Genomic DNA, 18262 nt, shown 5'->3' on the forward strand with positions numbered 1-18262 from the left:
CAAGCCGAAGGAGGTTCGGGTGGACTTCGACCTGCCAGAGAGCGCCGTCGCCGTACGCGATGGGGTCGCCGCGATCGGCGCGCGCCACGGGCTGGACTACTGGGACCGGTGCGACGCGGAGAAGCGCTGGCCCGAGGAGGTCTGGCGGGAGCTGGCCGACGGCGGCTGGCTCGGCCTCGCCGTCCCGGAGGAGTACGGCGGTGGTGGTCAGGGCCTGCTCGAGCTCGCCGTGGCCGCCGAGACCCTCGCGGGCTCCGGCGCGGGCGCGGCGTCGTCCTTCCTCTACCTGCTCACCCCCGCCTTCGGCGCCCTCACGATCGCCCGGCACGGCACCGAGCTGCAGAAGAACGCCCTGCTGCCCGCTCTGGCCGCCGGCGAGACGGAGACCTGCTTCGCCATCACGGAACCGGACGCCGGCAGCAACGCGATCAACATCAGCACCCAGGCACGCCGCGACGGCGACGACTTCGTCGTCACCGGCCAGAAGATCTGGATCTCCGGCGTCGAACGCGCCCGCTACATGGTGCTCGTCACCCGTACGATCCCGGCGGCCGAGGCCAAGCCGCGCCTGAACGGCTTCACGATCCTCCTCATCGACATCGAGGAGGCCGTCGCCGAGGGCACGCTGACCTATCGGCCCATTCCCAAGCTCGGCACCAACACGGTCGCCTCGAACATGGTCTTCCTCGACGGCGTACGCGTCCCGGTCGCGAACGTCATCGGCGAGGTCGACCAGGGCTTCGCGGTGCTGTGGGACATCCTCAACCCCGAGCGGATCATCGCGGCGGCGGGTGCCGTCGGCTGCGGGGAACTCGCCCTCAGGGTGGCCGTCGACTACGCGAAGGAGCGCGCGCCGTTCGGCCGGCCGATCGGCGCGAACCAGGCGGTCGCGTTCCCGCTCGCCCAGGTCAGCGCCCAGGTCGAGCTGGCGCGGCTGATGACCTACAAGGCGGCCTGGCTGTGGGACGCCCACCGGCCGTGCGGTGCGGAGGCCAACATCGCCAAGCTCACCGCCGCCGAGGCGGCCTGGCAGGCGGCCGACCGGATGTTCCAGGCACACGGCGGCATGGCCTACTCCCTGGAGTACCCGGTGGCGCGGCTGTTCCGTGACGCCCGCATCGGCAAGAGCATCCCGGTCGCCGAGGAGCTGATCCTGGCGCACATCGCCCAGCACGAGCTCGGACTGCCGAAGTCGTACTAGATCACCGGCTCTCGGGCAGGCGTACGGTCACGGCCGGGTCGTGCGCCGCCCGAAGGTCGCGTTTGAGGATCTTGCCGGAGTGGTTACGCGGGATCTCGCCGGCGAACTCGTACCAGCGCGGGCGCTTGAAGGCGCCGAGGCGTTCGCGGCAGTGGGCGTCCAGCTCCTCGGCGGTGACCGGTCCGCGGGTCACGACCAGCGCCTTCACCGCCTCGCCCCACCGGCGGTCGGGTACGCCGATCACGGCAGCGTCGCTTACCGCCGGATGCGTGAGGAGGACCCGCTCGACCTCGGCGGAGTAGACGTTCTCACCGCCGGACTTGATCATGTCCTTGGCCCGGTCGACGAAGTAGAGGTAGCCGTCGTCGTCACGCCGTACGAGGTCGCCGGTGCGGAGCATCCCGTGGTCGAACGCATCCGGCAGGTTCGCGTAGCCCGCCATCATGGACGGCCCGCGCAGCAACAATTCCCCCGTCTCCCCCGGCGGCGCCTCGATCTCGACGTCGAACGCGGGCAGCGGGCGGCCGAGGGTGCCCGGCCGCTCCAGCTCGTCGGCCAGCGTCGAGACGGTCACGAAGTTGCCCGCCTCGGTCGAGCCGTACACGCCGCGGAAGTCACTGCCCAGCTCGGCGAGCATCCGGAGGGTCTCGGCGCGTTCGACGCCCGCCATGCCGTACACCAGGCGTACCGGCCGGCAGGACGGGTGCCGCAGCGACCGTCGCGTACCCGCCGGGAAGACCGCGACCGTGACGCCGTGCTCGCCGATCAGCGACCAGGTCTCGTCCAGCCCGGCGCCGGAGGGGAACACGACCGCGCCGCCCACGGCCAGGTGGGCGAGGGCCGCCCCGTAGCCCGCGACGTGGAACAGCGGCAGCGTCGCGAGCAGCCGGTCGGAACCCGTCACGCCGAGGCCGTGCACGGCGTTGGCGGTCGCGGCCACCCAGCCCCGGTTGGTGAGCAGGCAGCCCTTCGGACGCCCGGTCGTCCCCGAGGTGTACAGCTGGATGATCGGGCTCTCGTCCCCGGGCCGCGGAACATCGGCGCTCCGGACGATGTCGAGCCGGGTCTCGAGCTCCTCGCCGATCATCCAGTGGGCGAGCCCGAGCAGGCCCGAGTCGCGGGCGAGCGGTTCGAGGAGCGGGTGCACCACGGCGTACGCGGCGCCGGCGTCCTCGATCTGGAAGCGGATCTCGGCCGGCGCCAGGCGTGGGTTCAGCGGCACCACGCACGCGCCGAGCCGCGACGCGGCGAACGCGGTCTCGAGCGCCTCGGGCGCGTTGACGGTGAGCAGCGCGATCCGGTCGCCCTGGCGTACGCCGGCGGCCGCGAACACCGCGCTCAGCCGCTGGACACGCCGCTCCAGCTCGCCGTACGTGCGGCGCCGGTCGGCCCAGATGAAGGCGGCACGCGACGGCCAGAGCGTGCCACCCCGATGGACGAGATCTCCGAGCAGCATGGCGCCCCCAACGTTCTCGGGTCTTCGAACTCGTAAGTCAAGTGTCGCCGAACCCCGATCGGGGAGATACATAAAGGATTCATATAAAGCTGTTATGCTTCAGGCATGAGTCGCCGAGACGCCGCGCACGGAGCCTCCGATGCCATCGGGTCAGCCCTCTACGGTCTGGCCACCAGGGCCGTGAGACGCCTCCCCCGCGACATGAGCCTGACCTCCGCCGCCACCTTGGCCACCCTGGACAAGACCGGCCCGCGACGGATCACCGATCTGGCGGTGGCCGAGGGCGTCACCCAGCCCGCGATGACCGTCCTGGTCCGGGTGATGGAGGAATCCGGGCTGGTCGAACGGAAGGGCGATCCGTCCGACAAGCGGGTCACGCTGGTGTGCCTGACCGAGGCCGGCGCGTCGTACGTCCGGACGCGACGCCAGGCGGGCGTCGACGCGTACGCGCGGTTGATCGGCGAACTCACCGGTGACGAGGCCGAGGCCTTGGCGGCAGCCCTTCCGGCGCTGCTGCATCTGGCGGAGCTCGAAAGCCACGCCCGAGAGGAGTCGGACCGGTGACCGCCGCCCAGGCTCATGACCAGCCCATGGGCACTGCCCGGATACGTTCCGAGGCACGTCCGCTGGTCCCCGCCCTGATGTTCATCGCCCTGGTCGTGGCGGCGGTCGCCAGTCTCGGGACGCCGCTCATCACCAGTGTGGCGACCACGTTCCACGTCTCCCTCGACAGCGCGCAGTGGACGCTGACCATCGCCCTGCTCAGCGGCGCCGTCGCCACACCCGTACTCGGCCGGCTCGGAGCCGGTCCGCACCGGCGGGCCACGATTCTCGCCACGCTGGCGATCGTCGTCGTCGGCAGCGCGCTCACCGTGCTGCCGCTGCCGTTCGCCTGGCTGCTCGTGGGCAGAGCGGCCCAAGGCGTCGGACTCGGTCTCACGTCGCTGATGATGGGCGTGGCCCGCGACCATCTTCCCGAGGAGCGCAGCGCGGCCACGATCGCCCTGATCTCAGTGATCTCCATCATCGGAGCCGGCGTCGGCTACCCGCTGGCCGCGCTGCTCGCCGAGTTCGGCGGACTCCGGGCCGCCTACGGCCTCGGCCTGCTCGTCACCGCCATCGCCTTCGTGACCGCGTGGCGCTCCATGCCCGCAGCTCCCGAAGGCCGCTCCGCTCACGTGAACGTGGCCGGTGCGCTCGTCCTGGCGGGTGGACTGCTCCTCGTCCTGTTCCTGGCCGGCGAGAGGAGCCTGTGGAGCCGGCACCTCGCCGTGGCGGTGCCCCTTGCCGTCGCCGCCGTACTCCTGCTCTGTGTCTGGACCGTTTCCGAACTGCGAACCAAGACGCCCCTGGTCGACGTCCGGGCGGTACGGCACCCGGCGGTCGCCGGCGCGAACATCGCCATGTTCGTCGGCGGGAGCGGCATGTACCTCCTGCTCACGCTCATCACCCGCTACGCGCAGACGCCGCACAGCGCCGGCTACGGCTTCGGACTGACCACCTTCGTGGCGGGGCTGGTCCTCATCCCGTTCTCCGTGCTGGGGTTCGTCGCCGGCAAGCTCACGCCGCGGGTCCGGAGGTGGATCGACGGCCCCCTGCTCCTGGCCGGCAGCGCCGCCATCGTCGGCGGCGGGTTCGTCCTGTTCGCCACCGCCCGGTCCAACCTGGCCGAACTGCTCGCGGCCATGGGCGTGCTGGGCTTCGGCGTCGGCAGCTTCTCGGCCGCCATGCCCGGCGTCATCCTGGCCGTCACCCCGAAGAGCGAGACGTCGAGCGCCATGAGCTTCAACTACGTCGTCCGCAGCGTCGGGTACTCCCTGGGCAGCGCCATCGGCGGTCTGGTCCTCGCCGCCGGCACCGCCACGGGCCGCCTCTTCCCCGACGACAGCGCCTACACCACCGCGGCGCTGGTCGGCATCGGCGCCATGGCGATCGCGACGCTGACAAGCCTCGCTCTCGCCCGCCGACGCTCGTCCGAGACCACCCCGTAAGTCAGACGCACTCATCCCGACACTGGAGGTTCCATGCCCAAGGGCTACTGGGTCAGCGCCTACCGCACCATTTCCGACCCCGAGAAGCTGGCCGCCTACAACAAGCTGGCCCCTCCGGCCGTCAAGGCCGGGGGCGGGCGGGTGCTCGCCCGCGACGGTCGGGTCGTCGCACACGACGCCGGAATCGCCGGGCGCACCGTCCTGATCGAGTTCGACAGCTTCGAACAGGCGGTCGCCGCACATGCGAGTGCGGCCTACCAGGAGGCGCTGGCCGCACTTGCTGACGGCGTCGAGCGCGACTTCCGCATCATCGAAGGCCTCGACTGACGATCGAGGCCGCGTCGGCGACGATCCGGCGTGACGAGCGACGTATCAGGTTCTCCTGGATCATTTCCGGTGGTCCCCGCGCCGGTCAGCGCGTGCTCGCGCGGGCGGCGGGGAACTCAACCAGGAGAACGCCGGTAACACCCCAGGAGAGGCCTCATGCCGAAGCCGTACGCCAGCGCCGTCCTGCCCGTCTCCGCCGATCTGGTGTGGGACTACCTCCGCGACTTCGCCAACATCGCCGACTGGCATCCGGGCATCTCCACCGGGGAGATGGAGGACGGCACCGGCGACCGGGTGGGGAGCGTACGCCGGCTGACCGGTCCGGGCGGTGAGGTGTTCCGCGAACGCCTGGTCGCGCTCGACGACGGCGAGCGCCTCTACACCTACGACCTGATCGAGGGCCCGTTCCCGATCCGCTCGTACCGCTCGACGCTCCGGATCGCGCCGGTGACGGACAGCGGGCTCGCGTTCGCCGAATGGTGGTCCTACTTCGACGCCGACGCGAAGGACGAGGCGGGACTGACCAAGACCTTCGCTCGCGGGGTGTACGCCACCGGCCTGGCCGCACTGCGCGAGCGGTTCAGCTAGTCAGGACCCGCCGTACGGCGATCGGTGGCCCGTCGACGCGCTGAGACCGGGGCGAGCCGTCGCCGGCTCGTCCCGTACGTGACCCGCCACCGGGTGCCGTTCTAAGCTCATGCCCATGGCGGCGACTCACACCTACGACGTGACGGTCGAGTGGACCGGCGACCTCGGGTCGGGCACGGACGGCTACAAGTCGTTCAGCCGCGCCCACGAGGTACTCGGGGACGGCAAGCCGCCCATCGCCGCGTCGTCCGATCCGGCCTTCCGCGGCGACGCCACGCGCTGGAATCCCGAGGAACTCCTGGTGGCCTCCGTCTCCCAGTGCCACATGCTCTGGTACCTGCATCTGTGCGCGACGAACGGGGTCGTCGTCACCGACTACGCCGACCACGCCCACGGAGTGATGACCATGGACGAGAGCGGCGGCGGAGGCCAGATCACCGCGGTCACGCTGCGGCCCGAGGTGACGGTCGCCGAGGCGTCGATGACGGAGAAGGCCCTCTCCCTGCACGACGACATCAACGCCGTGTGCTTCATCGCCCGCTCGGTGAACTTCCCGATCACCCACGTCCCAGTGATCCGCGCGGGCTAGAAGCTCGGTGGCCGCTTTTCGCGCAGGGCGCGTACGCCCTCGCGAAGGTCGGGGCCGGCGAAGCCGAAGAACTCCATCGCCAGGGAGGCGTCGAAGGCGGGCCCGGCGCTGCGGAGCCAGTTGTTGAGGGCCAGCTTCGTGAAGCCGATCGCCTGGGTCGCTCCCCCGGCGAGACGTCCGGCGATCTCGAGTGCCTTGTCGTGCACCTGGTCGTCGTCGACGCAGACGCTGACCAGCCCGATCCGCTCGGCCTCCTCTCCGGTCAGCGGCTCGCACAGGAGCAGGTGGTATTTGGCCTTGGCCAGTCCGCACAGCAGCGGCCAGACGATCGCGGCGTGGTCGCCCGCGGCGACGCCCAGGCGCGTGTGGCCGTCGATGATCTTCGCGGTACGGCCGGCGACGGAGATGTCGGCGAGCAGGGCGACGGCCAGGCCCGCGCCGACCGCCGGGCCCTGGATCGCGCTCACCACGGGCTTGGAGCAGTTGATGATGTTGTAGACGATGTCGCGGGCCTCGCGCAGGACGCGGGAGCGTACGTCGTAGTCGGCCATCATCTCCTCGATCATGTCGAGGTCGCCGCCGGCCGAGAACGCCTCACCCTCCCCGCGTACGACGATCGCGCGGACGTCGTCGTCGGCGTCCGCATCGCGCCAGATCTCGGCCAGCTCGCGGTGGCCGGTCGCGTCGACGGCGTTGCGTCTCCCCGGCGCACTGATGGTCACCCGCAATACGCCATCGGCGGCCCAGTCGATCTTCAGCCGCTCGTACGACTCGTAGGTCATCGCTCCTCCTCGCCGAAGGCCTGCCGGAGCCGGCTCACCGCCCACGCGCGGGCGACGGCGGCGTCGTCGAACACCTCCGGCAGCGTCATGAAGTTGTGGATCATGCCGTCGTAGCGTCGCAGCTCGACCGGTACCCCGGCGGCCTCGAGCGCGCGGGCGTACTCCTCGCCCTCGTCGCGGAGGATGTCGTACTCCGCGGTGAGTACGGTCGCGGGCGGCATCCCGGACAGGTCGCCGGCGCGCAGCGGCGCGATCCGGGGGTCGGACCGGTCGGCGCTTCCGATGTAGTGCCCCAGGAACCACGCCATGGTCGCGGCGCTCAGGCCGTATCCCACGCCGAACTCGGCGAAGCTGGGCGAGTCGAGCCCGGAGTCGGCGTTGGGGCACATCAGCAGCTGGTGGACGAGCGCGATGCCGTCGTCGCGGGCGATACGGGCGGCCACCGTCGCCAGATTGGCGCCCGCGCTGTCACCGCCCACGGCCACCGCCTCCGGCCTGACCCCATGGTGGTCCGCACGCCGTACGACGTCGGCCGTCACGGCGCAGGCGTCCTCGACGGCGGCCGGGAACGGATGCTCGGGGGCGAGCCGGTAGCCGGCGCTGATGACCACGCAGCCGGCCTCGTCCGCGAGCCGCCGGCACATCGGGTCGGCGGAGTTGAGGTCGCCGATCGACCAGCCGCCTCCGTGGAAGTAGACGAGTGCCGGCAGCACGCCGTCCGCGGGGCGGTAGGTCCGGACGGGGACGTCGCCGACGACACCGTCGGTGACCTCGGTCAGGGCCGGCCCGTCACCGCGCTCCGGATTCGCGCTCGTGATGGCGCGCATCGCCTCGATGTCGGGCTCCGCCAGGGCCGCGTTCGCCTCCATGACCTTCAAGAACGCGACGGTCTGCGGGTGCAGCGGCATGCGGGCGACCTCCAGACTCGGCTCGGGCCGACCTTATCTCAGGGCCGCCCGGCGAAGATCAGTCGCGGGCCTCGGCGACGAGGGCCTCGATGAGCCGGGGATCGTCGGACTCTTCGGGATGCCACTGCACGCCGATGCCGAAACGGTGCCCCTGAAGCTCGATCGCCTCGATGACCTGGTCGTCGGCCCACGCCACCGTGGAGAGCCCCTTGCCGAGGCGCCTGACGGCCTGGTGGTGGCCGCTCGCCACCTCCGCGTGGTCGCCGAGCGTCTTGCCGAGCACGCTGGCCACGCTGATCTGGACCGAATGCCGGCCCAGCCGGCCCGGCCCCGGCAGGTGGGCGTGGCCGCCGACGACTTCGGGCAGGTGCTGGATCAGGCTGCCCTCGCGTACGACGTTCAGCGCCTGCATGCCCCGGCCGATGGCGAGGAAGGGCAGGTCCGCGTCGATCGCCGCGCGCATGAGGGCGAGCTCGAAGCGGTCGCGATGCGGCTGCGGTGGCGCGGTCTCCTCGTGGGGTTCCTCGCCGTACAGCGACGGGTCGACGTCCACGCCGCCGGAGAAGATCAGGCCGTCGAGCCGCTCGATGAGAATGGGCACCGTGCCGCGGACGGACGGCGGCACCAGGACGGGTACGGCACGCGCTCGCTCGATCGCCCGCTGGTACGCCACCGGGAGCAGCGCCGCCTCGCGAACCCAGTCGCCCCAGCGGGCCGGTTCGAGGTTGGCCGTGATCCCGATGAGTGGGGGAACCGCATCGTACGTCGCCCCTGCCATGCCAGAGCCCCCTCCACGACGTCGCACCTCAGGACGTCTCGTTCGCGTCTGATCATCATTGCGCATAGTCGCGCTTTTCGGGCCCTTCGCCCCCAAGCCCCACCTTCCGGACCGGACCCGGCCGCCGGCGCGCACGCGAGGCACGGCGGTCCGGGCGGTCCGGGCGCGGCGGACGTCGGCACGGCCCGCAAAACTTTCGGATGGGCCGTGGAGTAGATGATCCTTAAAACTCGTTGGTATTTCTTCTATCCCCGTCGGGGAGATGATATCAGCGGATCTCGGAAGACTATTCTATACCGAGCGGTATTTGCATGTGCGAGGCAATTACTCTCCGATCACACATAATCCCCAGCCGATTACGCTTCGTATATGCCCTGACTCGACCGCCGTAAGAGGTTGATGTTGCCGCTGGTGAGATGCGAAAATCGTGGGCAGGGGAGCGTGATCGAGATCATCGAGCCGACAATGGGGGGATTGATGAAATCGCTGAATCCCCGGATCATCAAGGAAAGCTTCGCCCTCTTCGAACCCCGGGCGGAAGAGATATCCGCCTATTTCTACGGTCGTTTATTCGCCGAGAACCCTCGTCTCCGGGCGTTCTTCCCACCTGCCATGGATCGTCAACGCAGTCGTTTGTTCCATGCCCTGCGGGAGATCGTCTGGAGTCTCGACAGCCCCGACACGTTGTCGGCGTTCCTGTCCCGCCTGGGCCGCGACCACCGTAAGTTCGGGGTCACGCGCGAGCACTACGACGCGATGGGCCGGGCCCTGCTGGCCACGCTGCGTAAGTTCGGCGGTGATTCGTGGACGGCGGAGATGGAGTCGGCCTGGCGCGCCGCGTACGCGACGGCGGCCACGATGATGAACGAGGCCGCCGAGCAGCACGCGGCCGAGCAGCCGCCGTGGTGGACCGGCGAGGTGGTCGGGCACGAGCTGCGCGGACCCGACATCGCGCTGATTACGGTGCGACCGGAACACCCCCTGCCGTACCGGGCGGGCCAGTACGTCACGATCCAGACCGCCCGCTGGCCGTGGATGTGGCGGCCGTACTCCGTCGCCAACGCCCCCCGTCCCGACGGGCTGCTGCGCTTCCACGTACGCGCCGTGCCGGCGGGATGGGTCAGCGGCGCGCTGGTGCGCGACGCGAGGATCGGCGACTCACTGCTGCTCGGCCACGCGGCCGGCGCGATGACCCTCGACCCCGACTCCGGCCGCGACATCCTCTGCGTCGCGGGCGGCACGGGCCTCGCCCCGCTCAAGGCACTGGTGGAGGACGCGAACGACCGCGGACTGCGCCGCGACATCCACCTGCTGGTCGGCGCGCGTACGCCCGCCGAGCTCTACGACCTGCGGGACCTGCACGCCCTGGAGACGGACAGCCCGTGGGTACGCGTCGTGCCGGTGGTCTCCGACGACCCGTCCTTCGACGGCATGCACGGCCGGGTGCCGGACGTACTCGACCGCTTCCACGACTGGTCGGACCACGACGTGTACATCGCGGGCCCGCCGGAGATGGTCCAGCGGACCGTGGCGGCCCTGGACGACCTGGGGGTGCCGGCCGCCCGCATCCACCACGACCGGCTCGACCGTTAGAGGCGCCCGGCTCCGCGACGATCACCCGGCACGTAATGCGGTTCCCGTCGTGCCTGCCCGGGCGTGGTTTCTCTGGGCGAAGCAGACCAAGGCCGACGGTCTGTCCGGTTCGGCGGGAGTCGCGGCATCGGCCACGCCCGCGACGCACTCGCGCCTGACGTTCTGAGAAAGATTTCGAAGGCGGTGTCGGATCGGGTCAGGGGTGTTCGTAGCAGGGATGTAGGCCGCCCACGAGGGGCGCCCCGACGAGCCGAGAAGGACGTTCCCGATGACCACCTTGACCGAGCCGGGCGCGGTCACCGCACGCCGCTCCAGCCGCCTGATGTGGGCGATCCTGGGGCTGGTGCTGCTCGCCGACGCCCTCGACGTGATCGATGCGACGGTCACGAACATCGCCGCTCCCACCATCGCCGGCGAGCTCAACGGCGGTGAGAGTTTGATCAAGTGGCTGGGGCCGGCGTACATGCTCGCCATGGGTGTCCTGCTCGTGGTCGGCGGACGGCTGGGTGACAAGTTCGGCCAACGCAGGCTCTTCCTGATCGGCATCGGCGGGTTCACCCTGGCTTCGGCGGTCGCCGGGTTCTCGCCCGACCCGACCCTGCTCATCGCCGCCCGGGTCGCTCAGGGAGCGTTCGGGGCTCTGCTCATCCCGCAGGGCATGGCGATCATGACGAAGGCATTCGACCGAGACATGCTCGCCAAGGCGTTCGGGCTGTTCGGCCCGGTTCTCGGTCTCTCCAGTGTCGGCGGCCCGGTCCTGGCCGGTTTCCTCATCGGCACCGACGTGTTCGGTCTGTCCTGGCGCCCGATCTTCCTCATCAACATCGTCCTCGGCGTGGCCGGGCTGGTCATGGCCGTCAGGATCCTGCCGCGTGACGACGACGGCGACCGGTCCACCGTCGTCGACGGCTGGGCCTCCGGCCTGCTCGCGGTGACCATGCTCGGGCTGCTGTACGGCCTGATCGAGGGCTCGACCAACGGCTGGGGCGTCATCCCGACCGTCTCGATCACCGTCGGCGTCCTGTTCTTCGCCGCCTTCGCCCACCGTCAGCGCACCGCGGCCCACCCGCTCATCAAGCCCTCGCTCATGAAGAACCGGGGTTTCACCTCCGGACTGCTCGTGTGCCTGGTCGCCGTCGCCGCCGGCACCGGCCTGCTCTTCGTGCTGTCCCTGTTCTTGCAGGAGGGACTGCACGTCAGCCCGAGCGGCACCTCGCTCGGCCTGGTACCCCTCACCTTCGGGCTCGTCGCCGCCGGGTTCGCCGCCATGGGCGGCCTGGTCGCCAGGTTCGGTCGCACCCTCGTCTTCATCGGCCTCACCGTCGACCTGGTCGGTTGCGGTTGGGTCCTGGTCCTCGTCGATCATTACGGGACGAACCTCGGCCTCTGGGCGCTGGCCCCGGCGTTCTTCGTCATCGGCGTCGGCATCGGACTCAGCTTCGCCACGATCCCCACGGTCGCTCTCGGCGACGCGAAGCCCGACGAAGCCGGCAGCGCCAGCGGCTCGTTCAGCTCGATCCAGCAACTCGCATCAGCGATCGGCTCGGCCGCGGTCACCTCGGTCTTCTTTCAGGCCGCGGCCTCCGGCCTGGCCCACGCGATGAAGGTCGGTCTCATCGTCGTTCTGGCCGTCACCGCCCTCAGCCTCCCGGTCGTCGCCCTGATGCCCCGCATGGCACCGTCAGAACCCGGCCAGTGACCGGCCGAATTCGGGCGGCCCTGGTCCGCGGCCACGTGAGGCGCCGGTGGAGAAGAAGTCGACCTCTCAAACAGGCGTTTCCAGCCTGGCTTCCGCAGTTTCACACCGCCGGGGAAGGCGACTCTCCGGACGCACCGAGACCGCGTCGGAGCCTTTCGCCGGCGGCTGCGACCTCGCCCCCCGGTCCGAGCTGTGCCGCGGCCTGATCGAGGCTCGCCCTGAGCTCATCGCGCCGGGCAGTGACGAACAACAGCCACGCTGCCGCCAACGCAAGCTCGGCCGGCGGATAGACATATCCCACATAACTCATCAAGCTGGCGCAGATAGGCGCCATAAACGCTATTGTATTATTGAATTTTCGTTGCGCCTCCGCCGCGTCCGAGGACGAATCCGCTATCTCACCGAGGGCCTCCGCGAGGACTCTGGTAGGTCCCTCAAGTTGCGAGGTCACCGACGTCCGGAAGGCATCGCCGGTCTCCCCCTCCAGATAGTCATACGACGCGTTGACCGCGTGGTGGACGACGTCCGCGTGTCCGGACAGGTCGTCCTTGAGCCCTGCGGCCTCCGAGCCGCGGTCTTCCCAGACTCCGGGGTCCCGGAGGTTCCGGAGCAAGATGGTCGTCGCGTAGATGTTGACGCTCAGGGCGCTCAGGGCGCTGAAGGTACTGAGGCCCATGAAGACCGGTGATCTGGCGAGCCTCGCGGCCCTCATGTACCCGGCCAAGGAGCTGAGGGCACTCGACACCGGAACGGCTCCCGCAAAGATCCGAGCGGCGTAGGGCGGGCCGGAGCCCGGATCGGAGTGGTCGGCGAGCAGTTCGCCCTCGTCGCGGATCTTCCTGTCGTTCTCCGCCTCGGCCGAACCATAGCGGTATCCCGTAGCGCTCACTTTTTGGGTCGCGTTGCGATGGCCGGCGCTCAGCAGGCTCGCCAGGGTACCGGCTTCCTTCGAACGTTGATTGATCCGGATTGCGAAATCCGCCGCGGCTTCGGGAAAGTCCGTCGGAGCGGGGTGCAGCGCCGCGGTTCTTCTGGAGAAGTCATCTACGCTCGGCTGGAGGAGCCAGAATTTCTTGTACAGATCTTCAAGTTCCCCGAAGTCAACTCGATACCCGTTCAATTCGGCTCCTTTTGGTTGCACGCGGACAGCATGCGGCACACAACATCAAACAACAAAGAATGAGCCCGTAGCGGCCATTACCGGCAGCGCGCGGTAAAAGGGGAAATGAAGTCTTCGCCAACTCGCAATGACCGATACGTTGCCGTACAGAAGGTGAGGTGCTCAAAGAGCCGTTCAGGAGCTCCACATCGCGTTCGGCTCCGTACGCTGAGGGTGGCGCCGATGTCGAGAACGGCCTGTTCCCCCGCGGTCGTCGACCCGGGCCTTGCGAGACCCGGACCGCCTGGGGCGTGCCGCCGGGTCAGCGGGGGTGGATGCCGCCGTCGAGGCCGATCACCTGGTTGGTGAGGTAGCCGTTGCGGAGCACCGCCATCGACAGGTCGGCCACCTCTTCGGGGCGGCCGTAGCGGCCGACTGGGATGGGCAGCGCCGGGGCGTCACCGTCGCCGGCGGGCAGCATGCGGGTGTCCTCGATCAGGGCGGGTGCCACCGCGTTCACGGTCACGCCCTGGGCGGCGACGCGGGAGGCCAGGAAGTGCAGCAGGCCGTGCAGGCCGGCCTTCGAGGCGGCGTAGTGCGGGCCGACGACGCCGCCCGTGAAGGCCGCGACCGACGACATGAACAACACGCGTCCCCAGCCGCGTTCGGTCATGTTCGGCAGTACGGCCTGGGCCAGCAGGAACGGCGCGCGCAGGTTCACCGCGAGCGTACGGTCCCAGGTCGCGAGGTCGACCTTCGCGTACTCCCGCTGGGCCGAGTGGCCGGCGTTCGCGACCAGGATCTCGACCGGGCCGAGGGCCGCCGTGGTCTCCTCGACCAGCCGCGCCGGGACCGCGGCGTCGGCGAGATCTCCGGCCAGCGCGATCGCGTCGAGGCCGGCGTCCTTCGCCTCCGCCACGAGCCGCTCGGCATCCTCGGCGTGCTCGCCGTAGGTGAAGGCCACTCTCGCACCGGCGGCGATCAGCCGCCTGCCGAGCGCGCCGCCGATGCCGCCACTGGCGCCGGTGAGCAGCACCACCCGGCCGCGAAGGCCGGCCTCATCCGACACGCGGATCCCCCTCGCCTCGTTCCCTTCCTCATTATCCGCCCACCGCGATCAAGACCGCCCGGCTCGGCCTCGGAGAATCAGGAGACACTGGAGGTACGACCGTAAAAGCGCCGTCTCCGAGGAAGCAGACATGACCGAAGCCCGCCCGGAACACACCGGGGCGCTCCTGCGCCACTTCGCCGACCTGCGCGATGGCACCCATGGGGACGTCAGGTCCCGGCAGGACAAAGAACGACTCTTCGTCGACGCCGTCGCGCTGCTGGATCCGTACGCTCGCCAGGCGCTGGAGGAGATGAACACGCACCTGCTGCTGGGTACCGGCGAGCTGACCGCCACCGGCGTACGCCCGGGTGACGACGGTACCGAGGCCCTCTGGACGCTCTCCTGGCCCGAGCAACGGACCGCCGGCATCGACCCGATCACCATTCACGCCTTCTACGGCGCCGCGTTCCACCATCCGCACGTACGCGGCGCGACGGCCGGCGTGTGGCCGCTCAATGTCTTCACCCCCGAGCAGGCGGCCGCCGAACTCCCCACGCTTCGTACGATCACCGCCGCCGACTTGCACAATCTTGTCTTCCAGCGTGACTACCGGATCGTGCCGGCGACCACGGGCGGACAGCCGTCCTGATCGCCCTCTCGGCCGGCGCCTCAGGTGATCAGCCGGTCCGGTCCCACCGTCTGACGCGGGCGGATGGGACCGGACCGCGGGCGCCTCAGGAGACGCAGATGATGAGGAGGCAGCTGTCGACCTTCACCTTGTCGATGACCGGCCCGTACCCGCCGGGAGTCGTCGTACTGACGAATTCCAGCTTCGCGGAGGTGCCGGCCGACAGGAAGGTGAAAGCCTTCGTCACGTATCCCATGTTCGTCCGGCTCGTGCCGGTCGTGTCGAACGAGAAGTTCTGCGCGACATGGCCATTGACGAGTACCTTTCCGGTCTTCACGGCCGGGATGTCGTCGGGGTTTCCCGCCAGGGAGTAGGAGACCCTGTACGTGGTCAGCAGGTTCGTAGAGAAAATCTGCGAAAGGGCGCCCGTGTCGGCACCGTCCAGGTCGAGCGACTGGTCTCCGTCGGCCGCCTGCCAGAATCCCGCACCGTTCAATTCGACGCTGCCGCTGGTCACCGTCCACGGGCCGACGGACTCGCCCGCGAAGTACGTGTGGAAGGTATAGGGCTGGACGACCGGGGTCTCGAAACCGCCGTCGCCGAACCCCGACGCGGCGTCTGCCGGCGTGGTGACGGACGCACCCACGACGGTGAACGCTCCGACCAATCCCACGCCGGCGGACAGACGTCGCCAGCGGCTGCCGCGGCCCCGTCCGCGCTGGTGCGACGGCATGCTTCCCTGCGCGAAGCCATTGGTCGACTTGCCCGAATTTGTCATGCTTTCTCCCTTATGTGATTTGCTTTTGTCGCAGACCTGACGGCCTTACCGGCGTGAATGAGGAAGTGATCCGCGTCGACTTTAGGTAGGTATCTCGATAGGCACAGTGTCCGAGCGGACAGGGTTTAGCCCTCTTGACAAACTGCCGAGTCCGCTGCCATCGCGGGATACTCAGGTAGTCACGGCAAACGGCCGGGAACGGCGAAGGACGATGGCCTGCTGTGGCCATTCGGCGACTCTGTAAGAATCCTCACGGAGGAAATCGCCGCGGACGTTCTCTGCATTTCGGCGCTAGAGGCCGCCAAGAGAATGAGGTGACATGCGATGGTGAGGAGGCTGATCCGCGTTCCGCGGCGCGCGGTGGTCCGACTCGGCGACCCGGGCGGCATGGCCACGGCAGATCGGGAGGGAATCACCCCAGGCAAGTACTCATCGCCAGGCCGCCGCTGGCGCCACCCTTTTGCAGGAATAGGCCGGTGAGAGCGAGGCCTGTGGGAGCGGGGTCGGTGCGAGCAGGGACCAGTGAGAGCGGGGTCGGTACGAACACGGACCAGTGAGAACGGGGCCAGTGCGAGCGGGACCGGTATGAACAGGGACCGGTGAGAGCGACGCTCGTGAGAGCAGGGACCGGTACGAACGGGCCGGGAACGGGGCGCCACCGTACCTCGCAGCCGCAGTACGCCGGTCGTCCGTTCGACCGCGAGGTGCCGATCGGCGGCGGCCGGGCACCGCCGCCGCGTCCGCCGCCCGCCGGCGCCGGCCGCGGCTCCCCGGCGCGCGGGGCGGCCCCGGGCAGGCCGGGGACGGGTCCTCAGCCCGGAACCGAACATGGAGCCGCCGCGGCTCCGGCTCAGTCCTCCTTGTGCCGTGAGTCCTCGGCGAGCTCGTCGACGGCGACGGCCACGGCGATGACCAGGGGGACATCGGGATGGTCGATCTCGATGCCGTAGCTCTCCCGGATGCGGAACCACTTCCGTGAGGTCTGGGCGACCTCGCCCTGCTCACTCTCGATCTTGTAGTTCTTCTCGATGATGTCGCCCGTCGCCGTCCACTCCTGCCCGTCGGCGAGTTCGACCACCATCTTGTGGCGGAGCGGGCTGAACAGCTTCTTGTGGACCTTGGCCACCGTGTCACCGTCGCGTTCGACGATCATCGTGTCCCGGACGCTGACCATCTTCTTCTTGATGACGGCGAGGGTCTCGCCCTCGGGTCCCTTGAGCTCGAACGTCTGGCGCAGCCGCAGCGCCTTGCCGTCGACCAGGAAGACGCGCTCGCCCGACTCGTCCTCGATCCAGAAATCCTCGCCGATACTGAACATCCGCTCACGCATCAGGAACTTCATATCGCCTCCCCCGCCGCCCGCTCCCACCGAGAACGCGCGACAGGCACTTGGTGAACGACCGCCCTGCCTCTGGCGGCCCTGGTCTCCATCGTCCGATACCCGACCCTGCCGGATCAAACTCGACGGTCCCGCGCCGGCGCGTACGCCGTCAACGACCGTGCCGCGTCCGGACTGGCGCAAGGAAGTTAATTGTATTAACTTGGAGCGACTCGCATTAACCAAGGAGCTCCCGAGTGTCCGAATCTGCCGTTGCCCCCGCGCCGTCCGCCCAGCACGGCAGGCTTCTCGCGGTACCCGCCGTCACCGGCATCGCCTACACCGCATCCTGGATCGCCGGACTGTCGGTCGGTGCGCCGAGCCCGGCCCTCAACGCCGACGGGGCCGGGATCGTCGCGGCGTTCGCCGGACACGAGACCGTGACCGCCGCCGGTTTCGTCCTCACCGAAGGGCTGCCCGCGGCCGGCCTGGCCGTCATCTCCTTCTACCTGGCCCGCGCCACCCGAAGGTCCGCGGCCTCGACCGCCGCCGGGACCGCCGGTCTGCTCGCGGCGGCCATCTCCCTGACCCAGTGCGTACTCGGCCTGGTGCTGGCCGGTTCGGCCGAGCCCGGGACCGCGCATCTGCTCTACGAGGCGGTGAACCGGCTCGACGGGGTCAAGATGTTCGCCCTCGCCGTACTCGCTGTGGCGGGCGTCGCCTCACGGCTGCTGCCTCGATGGCTCGCGTACGCCGGGGTCGCGCTCGCCGTCTCCATCGCCGGCTCCGGCGTCGCGTACCTGCTGCTCATCCAGGGCCTCGCCGTCCTGGCGTACGTGTCGGGCGTCCTGCTGCTCCTGTTCGTCACCGCGACCGGTGTCGTCCTGGGCCGGATCGGCCGCTGAGCATGCCCCGCGCCGGACTGACCAGAGAGCGCATCGTCGCCGAGGCCGCGGCCGTCGCCGACGAGGCAGGGCTGGAGGGGCTCACCCTCGCGGCGGTCGCGAAGCGCTGCGGAGTCTCCCTGCCCGGTCTCTACAAGCACATCGACGGCCTGGAGGCCGTCAAGCGCGACATCGCCGTCCTCGCCGTCGGCGAACTCACCGGCGCGCTCGCCGCGGCGAGCGCGGGCCTGAGCGGCCGGGCCGCCCTGTACGCGCTCACCGTCGCGTACCGCGGTTACGCGACGACGTATCCCGGCCGCTACGCGGCGAGTGTGCGGGCTCCCGCTCCGGGCGACGAGGAGCACGCCGAGTCCGCCGTCCAGGCGATCGCCATCATCGGCAGTGCCCTGCGGGGCTACGACCTGCGGGAGACGGACCTGGTCCACGCGGTCCGCATGTGGCGGATCACCTGCCACGGTCTGGTGTCGCTGGAGGCGGCGGCCGGGTTCGCGCTGGCGGAGTCCATGGACACCACCCTCGACCGGCTGGTCGGCGCCCTCGACCACGCCTTCCGTACGAGCTCGGGATAGCG

Annotated in this window: 19 protein-coding genes; 11 read left to right on the top strand and 8 right to left on the bottom strand. The window is 69.7% G+C overall.

The annotated features are described in order from the left end of the window. Positions 1-19: 19 nt before the first annotated feature. The gene (locus tag FB559_RS37270; RefSeq protein ID WP_141962327.1) at positions 20-1201 is read left to right on the top strand and encodes an acyl-CoA dehydrogenase family protein; all 1182 of its coding nucleotides are present in this window, start codon (positions 20-22) and stop codon (positions 1199-1201) included. A gap of 1 nt (position 1202) precedes the next feature. Here the strand turns inward: FB559_RS37270 and FB559_RS37275 are convergent, their stop codons facing one another. Continuing rightward, entirely contained in the window at positions 1203-2657 is a 1455-nt protein-coding gene (locus FB559_RS37275) for a class I adenylate-forming enzyme family protein (RefSeq protein ID WP_185792657.1), read from the bottom strand. A gap of 105 nt (positions 2658-2762) precedes the next feature. Between FB559_RS37275 and FB559_RS37280 the strand changes: the two genes are divergently transcribed. The 5 genes from FB559_RS37280 to FB559_RS37300 all read left to right on the top strand — a co-directional run bounded on the left by FB559_RS37280 (position 2763) and on the right by FB559_RS37300 (position 6152). Further along, complete coding sequence (locus tag FB559_RS37280; protein ID WP_246122737.1) at positions 2763-3221, top strand: MarR family winged helix-turn-helix transcriptional regulator; 459 nt, start codon at positions 2763-2765, stop codon at positions 3219-3221. Further along, positions 3218-4648 (top strand): MFS transporter, encoded by a 1431-nt coding sequence (locus FB559_RS37285; protein ID WP_221640623.1) that lies wholly within the window; start codon positions 3218-3220, stop codon positions 4646-4648. Before FB559_RS37280 ends, FB559_RS37285 begins: the two co-directional genes overlap by 4 nt. 33 nt (positions 4649-4681) lie before the next feature. Further along, positions 4682-4975 (top strand): DUF1330 domain-containing protein, encoded by a 294-nt coding sequence (locus tag FB559_RS37290; RefSeq protein WP_141962329.1) that lies wholly within the window; start codon positions 4682-4684, stop codon positions 4973-4975. Between the two features lie 156 nt (positions 4976-5131). After that, positions 5132-5563, top strand: a complete 432-nt coding sequence (locus FB559_RS37295) for an SRPBCC family protein (protein ID WP_141962330.1) — start codon at positions 5132-5134, stop codon at positions 5561-5563. A gap of 115 nt (positions 5564-5678) precedes the next feature. Further along, positions 5679-6152 (top strand): OsmC family protein, encoded by a 474-nt coding sequence (locus FB559_RS37300; RefSeq protein ID WP_141962331.1) that lies wholly within the window; start codon positions 5679-5681, stop codon positions 6150-6152. Here FB559_RS37300 and FB559_RS37305 read toward each other — a convergent pair. From FB559_RS37305 to FB559_RS37315, 3 genes are read right to left on the bottom strand one after another with little or no spacing between them, the layout of a single operon-like run. Then, on the bottom strand, positions 6149-6934 hold the full coding sequence (locus FB559_RS37305; protein ID WP_141962332.1) for an enoyl-CoA hydratase/isomerase family protein: 786 nt from the start codon (positions 6932-6934) through the stop codon (positions 6149-6151). The genes FB559_RS37300 and FB559_RS37305 overlap by 4 nt on opposite strands. Then, a complete protein-coding gene (locus FB559_RS37310) occupies positions 6931-7842 on the bottom strand; it encodes an alpha/beta hydrolase (RefSeq protein ID WP_141962333.1) in 912 nt (303 codons plus the stop codon). Before FB559_RS37310 ends, FB559_RS37305 begins: the two co-directional genes overlap by 4 nt. Positions 7843-7900: 58 nt before the next feature. Beyond that, positions 7901-8620, bottom strand: a complete 720-nt coding sequence (locus FB559_RS37315) for a gamma-glutamyl-gamma-aminobutyrate hydrolase family protein (RefSeq protein ID WP_141962334.1) — start codon at positions 8618-8620, stop codon at positions 7901-7903. Positions 8621-9097: 477 nt separating this feature from the next. Between FB559_RS37315 and FB559_RS37320 the strand changes: the two genes are divergently transcribed. Further along, a complete protein-coding gene (locus FB559_RS37320; RefSeq protein WP_141963151.1) occupies positions 9098-10213 on the top strand; it encodes a globin domain-containing protein in 1116 nt (371 codons plus the stop codon). Positions 10214-10481: 268 nt separating this feature from the next. Beyond that, complete coding sequence (locus tag FB559_RS37325) at positions 10482-11912, top strand: MFS transporter (protein ID WP_185792658.1); 1431 nt, start codon at positions 10482-10484, stop codon at positions 11910-11912. A gap of 100 nt (positions 11913-12012) precedes the next feature. Here the strand turns inward: FB559_RS37325 and FB559_RS37330 are convergent, their stop codons facing one another. Beyond that, positions 12013-13032: a hypothetical protein gene (locus tag FB559_RS37330; protein WP_141962335.1), complete on the bottom strand. Its 1020-nt coding sequence runs from the start codon at positions 13030-13032 to the stop codon at positions 12013-12015. Between the two features lie 301 nt (positions 13033-13333). Continuing rightward, positions 13334-14080 carry an SDR family NAD(P)-dependent oxidoreductase gene (locus FB559_RS37335; protein ID WP_141962336.1) on the bottom strand — a complete coding sequence of 249 codons (747 nt, stop codon included), beginning with the start codon at positions 14078-14080 and terminating at the stop codon, positions 13334-13336. 130 nt (positions 14081-14210) lie between these two features. Between FB559_RS37335 and FB559_RS37340 the strand changes: the two genes are divergently transcribed. Continuing rightward, positions 14211-14711: a hypothetical protein gene (locus FB559_RS37340; RefSeq protein ID WP_141962337.1), complete on the top strand. Its 501-nt coding sequence runs from the start codon at positions 14211-14213 to the stop codon at positions 14709-14711. An 85-nt stretch (positions 14712-14796) separates the two neighbouring features. Here FB559_RS37340 and FB559_RS37345 read toward each other — a convergent pair whose 3' ends face one another. Both FB559_RS37345 and FB559_RS37350 read right to left on the bottom strand, forming a co-directional pair. Then, complete coding sequence (locus FB559_RS37345) at positions 14797-15468, bottom strand: choice-of-anchor C family protein (protein ID WP_221640624.1); 672 nt, start codon at positions 15466-15468, stop codon at positions 14797-14799. Positions 15469-16318: 850 nt separating this feature from the next. Continuing rightward, on the bottom strand, positions 16319-16810 hold the full coding sequence (locus FB559_RS37350) for an LURP-one-related/scramblase family protein (protein WP_141962338.1): 492 nt from the start codon (positions 16808-16810) through the stop codon (positions 16319-16321). 233 nt (positions 16811-17043) lie between these two features. Between FB559_RS37350 and FB559_RS44310 the strand changes: the two genes are divergently transcribed. After that, complete coding sequence (locus tag FB559_RS44310) at positions 17044-17691, top strand: hypothetical protein (protein ID WP_185792659.1); 648 nt, start codon at positions 17044-17046, stop codon at positions 17689-17691. Between the two features lie 2 nt (positions 17692-17693). Continuing rightward, entirely contained in the window at positions 17694-18260 is a 567-nt protein-coding gene (locus FB559_RS37355) for a TetR/AcrR family transcriptional regulator (protein WP_185792660.1), read from the top strand. The last annotated feature ends 2 nt before the right edge of the window (positions 18261-18262 follow it).

It is taken from the genome of Actinoallomurus bryophytorum (genome assembly GCF_006716425.1).
Taxonomy (GTDB): Bacteria; Actinomycetota; Actinomycetes; order Streptosporangiales; family Streptosporangiaceae; genus Actinoallomurus; species Actinoallomurus bryophytorum.

What these genes read in the sequence shown, in the direction of transcription:
- FB559_RS37275 (WP_185792657.1), bottom strand. Translation starts at nt 2,657, where the DNA reads ATGCTGCTCGGAGATCTCGTCCATCGGGGTGGCACGCTCTGGCCGTCG.
- FB559_RS37280 (WP_246122737.1), top strand. Translation starts at nt 2,763, where the DNA reads ATGAGTCGCCGAGACGCCGCGCACGGAGCCTCCGATGCCATCGGGTCA.
- FB559_RS37290 (WP_141962329.1), top strand. Translation starts at nt 4,682, where the DNA reads ATGCCCAAGGGCTACTGGGTCAGCGCCTACCGCACCATTTCCGACCCC.
- FB559_RS37295 (WP_141962330.1), top strand. Translation starts at nt 5,132, where the DNA reads ATGCCGAAGCCGTACGCCAGCGCCGTCCTGCCCGTCTCCGCCGATCTG.
- FB559_RS37300 (WP_141962331.1), top strand. Translation starts at nt 5,679, where the DNA reads ATGGCGGCGACTCACACCTACGACGTGACGGTCGAGTGGACCGGCGAC.
- FB559_RS37305 (WP_141962332.1), bottom strand. Translation starts at nt 6,934, where the DNA reads ATGACCTACGAGTCGTACGAGCGGCTGAAGATCGACTGGGCCGCCGAT.
- FB559_RS37310 (WP_141962333.1), bottom strand. Translation starts at nt 7,842, where the DNA reads ATGCCGCTGCACCCGCAGACCGTCGCGTTCTTGAAGGTCATGGAGGCG.
- FB559_RS37315 (WP_141962334.1), bottom strand. Translation starts at nt 8,620, where the DNA reads ATGGCAGGGGCGACGTACGATGCGGTTCCCCCACTCATCGGGATCACG.
- FB559_RS37320 (WP_141963151.1), top strand. Translation starts at nt 9,098, where the DNA reads ATGAAATCGCTGAATCCCCGGATCATCAAGGAAAGCTTCGCCCTCTTC.
- FB559_RS37325 (WP_185792658.1), top strand. Translation starts at nt 10,482, where the DNA reads ATGACCACCTTGACCGAGCCGGGCGCGGTCACCGCACGCCGCTCCAGC.
- FB559_RS37340 (WP_141962337.1), top strand. Translation starts at nt 14,211, where the DNA reads ATGACCGAAGCCCGCCCGGAACACACCGGGGCGCTCCTGCGCCACTTC.
- FB559_RS37345 (WP_221640624.1), bottom strand. Translation starts at nt 15,468, where the DNA reads ATGACAAATTCGGGCAAGTCGACCAATGGCTTCGCGCAGGGAAGCATG.
- FB559_RS37350 (WP_141962338.1), bottom strand. Translation starts at nt 16,810, where the DNA reads ATGAAGTTCCTGATGCGTGAGCGGATGTTCAGTATCGGCGAGGATTTC.
- FB559_RS37355 (WP_185792660.1), top strand. Translation starts at nt 17,694, where the DNA reads ATGCCCCGCGCCGGACTGACCAGAGAGCGCATCGTCGCCGAGGCCGCG.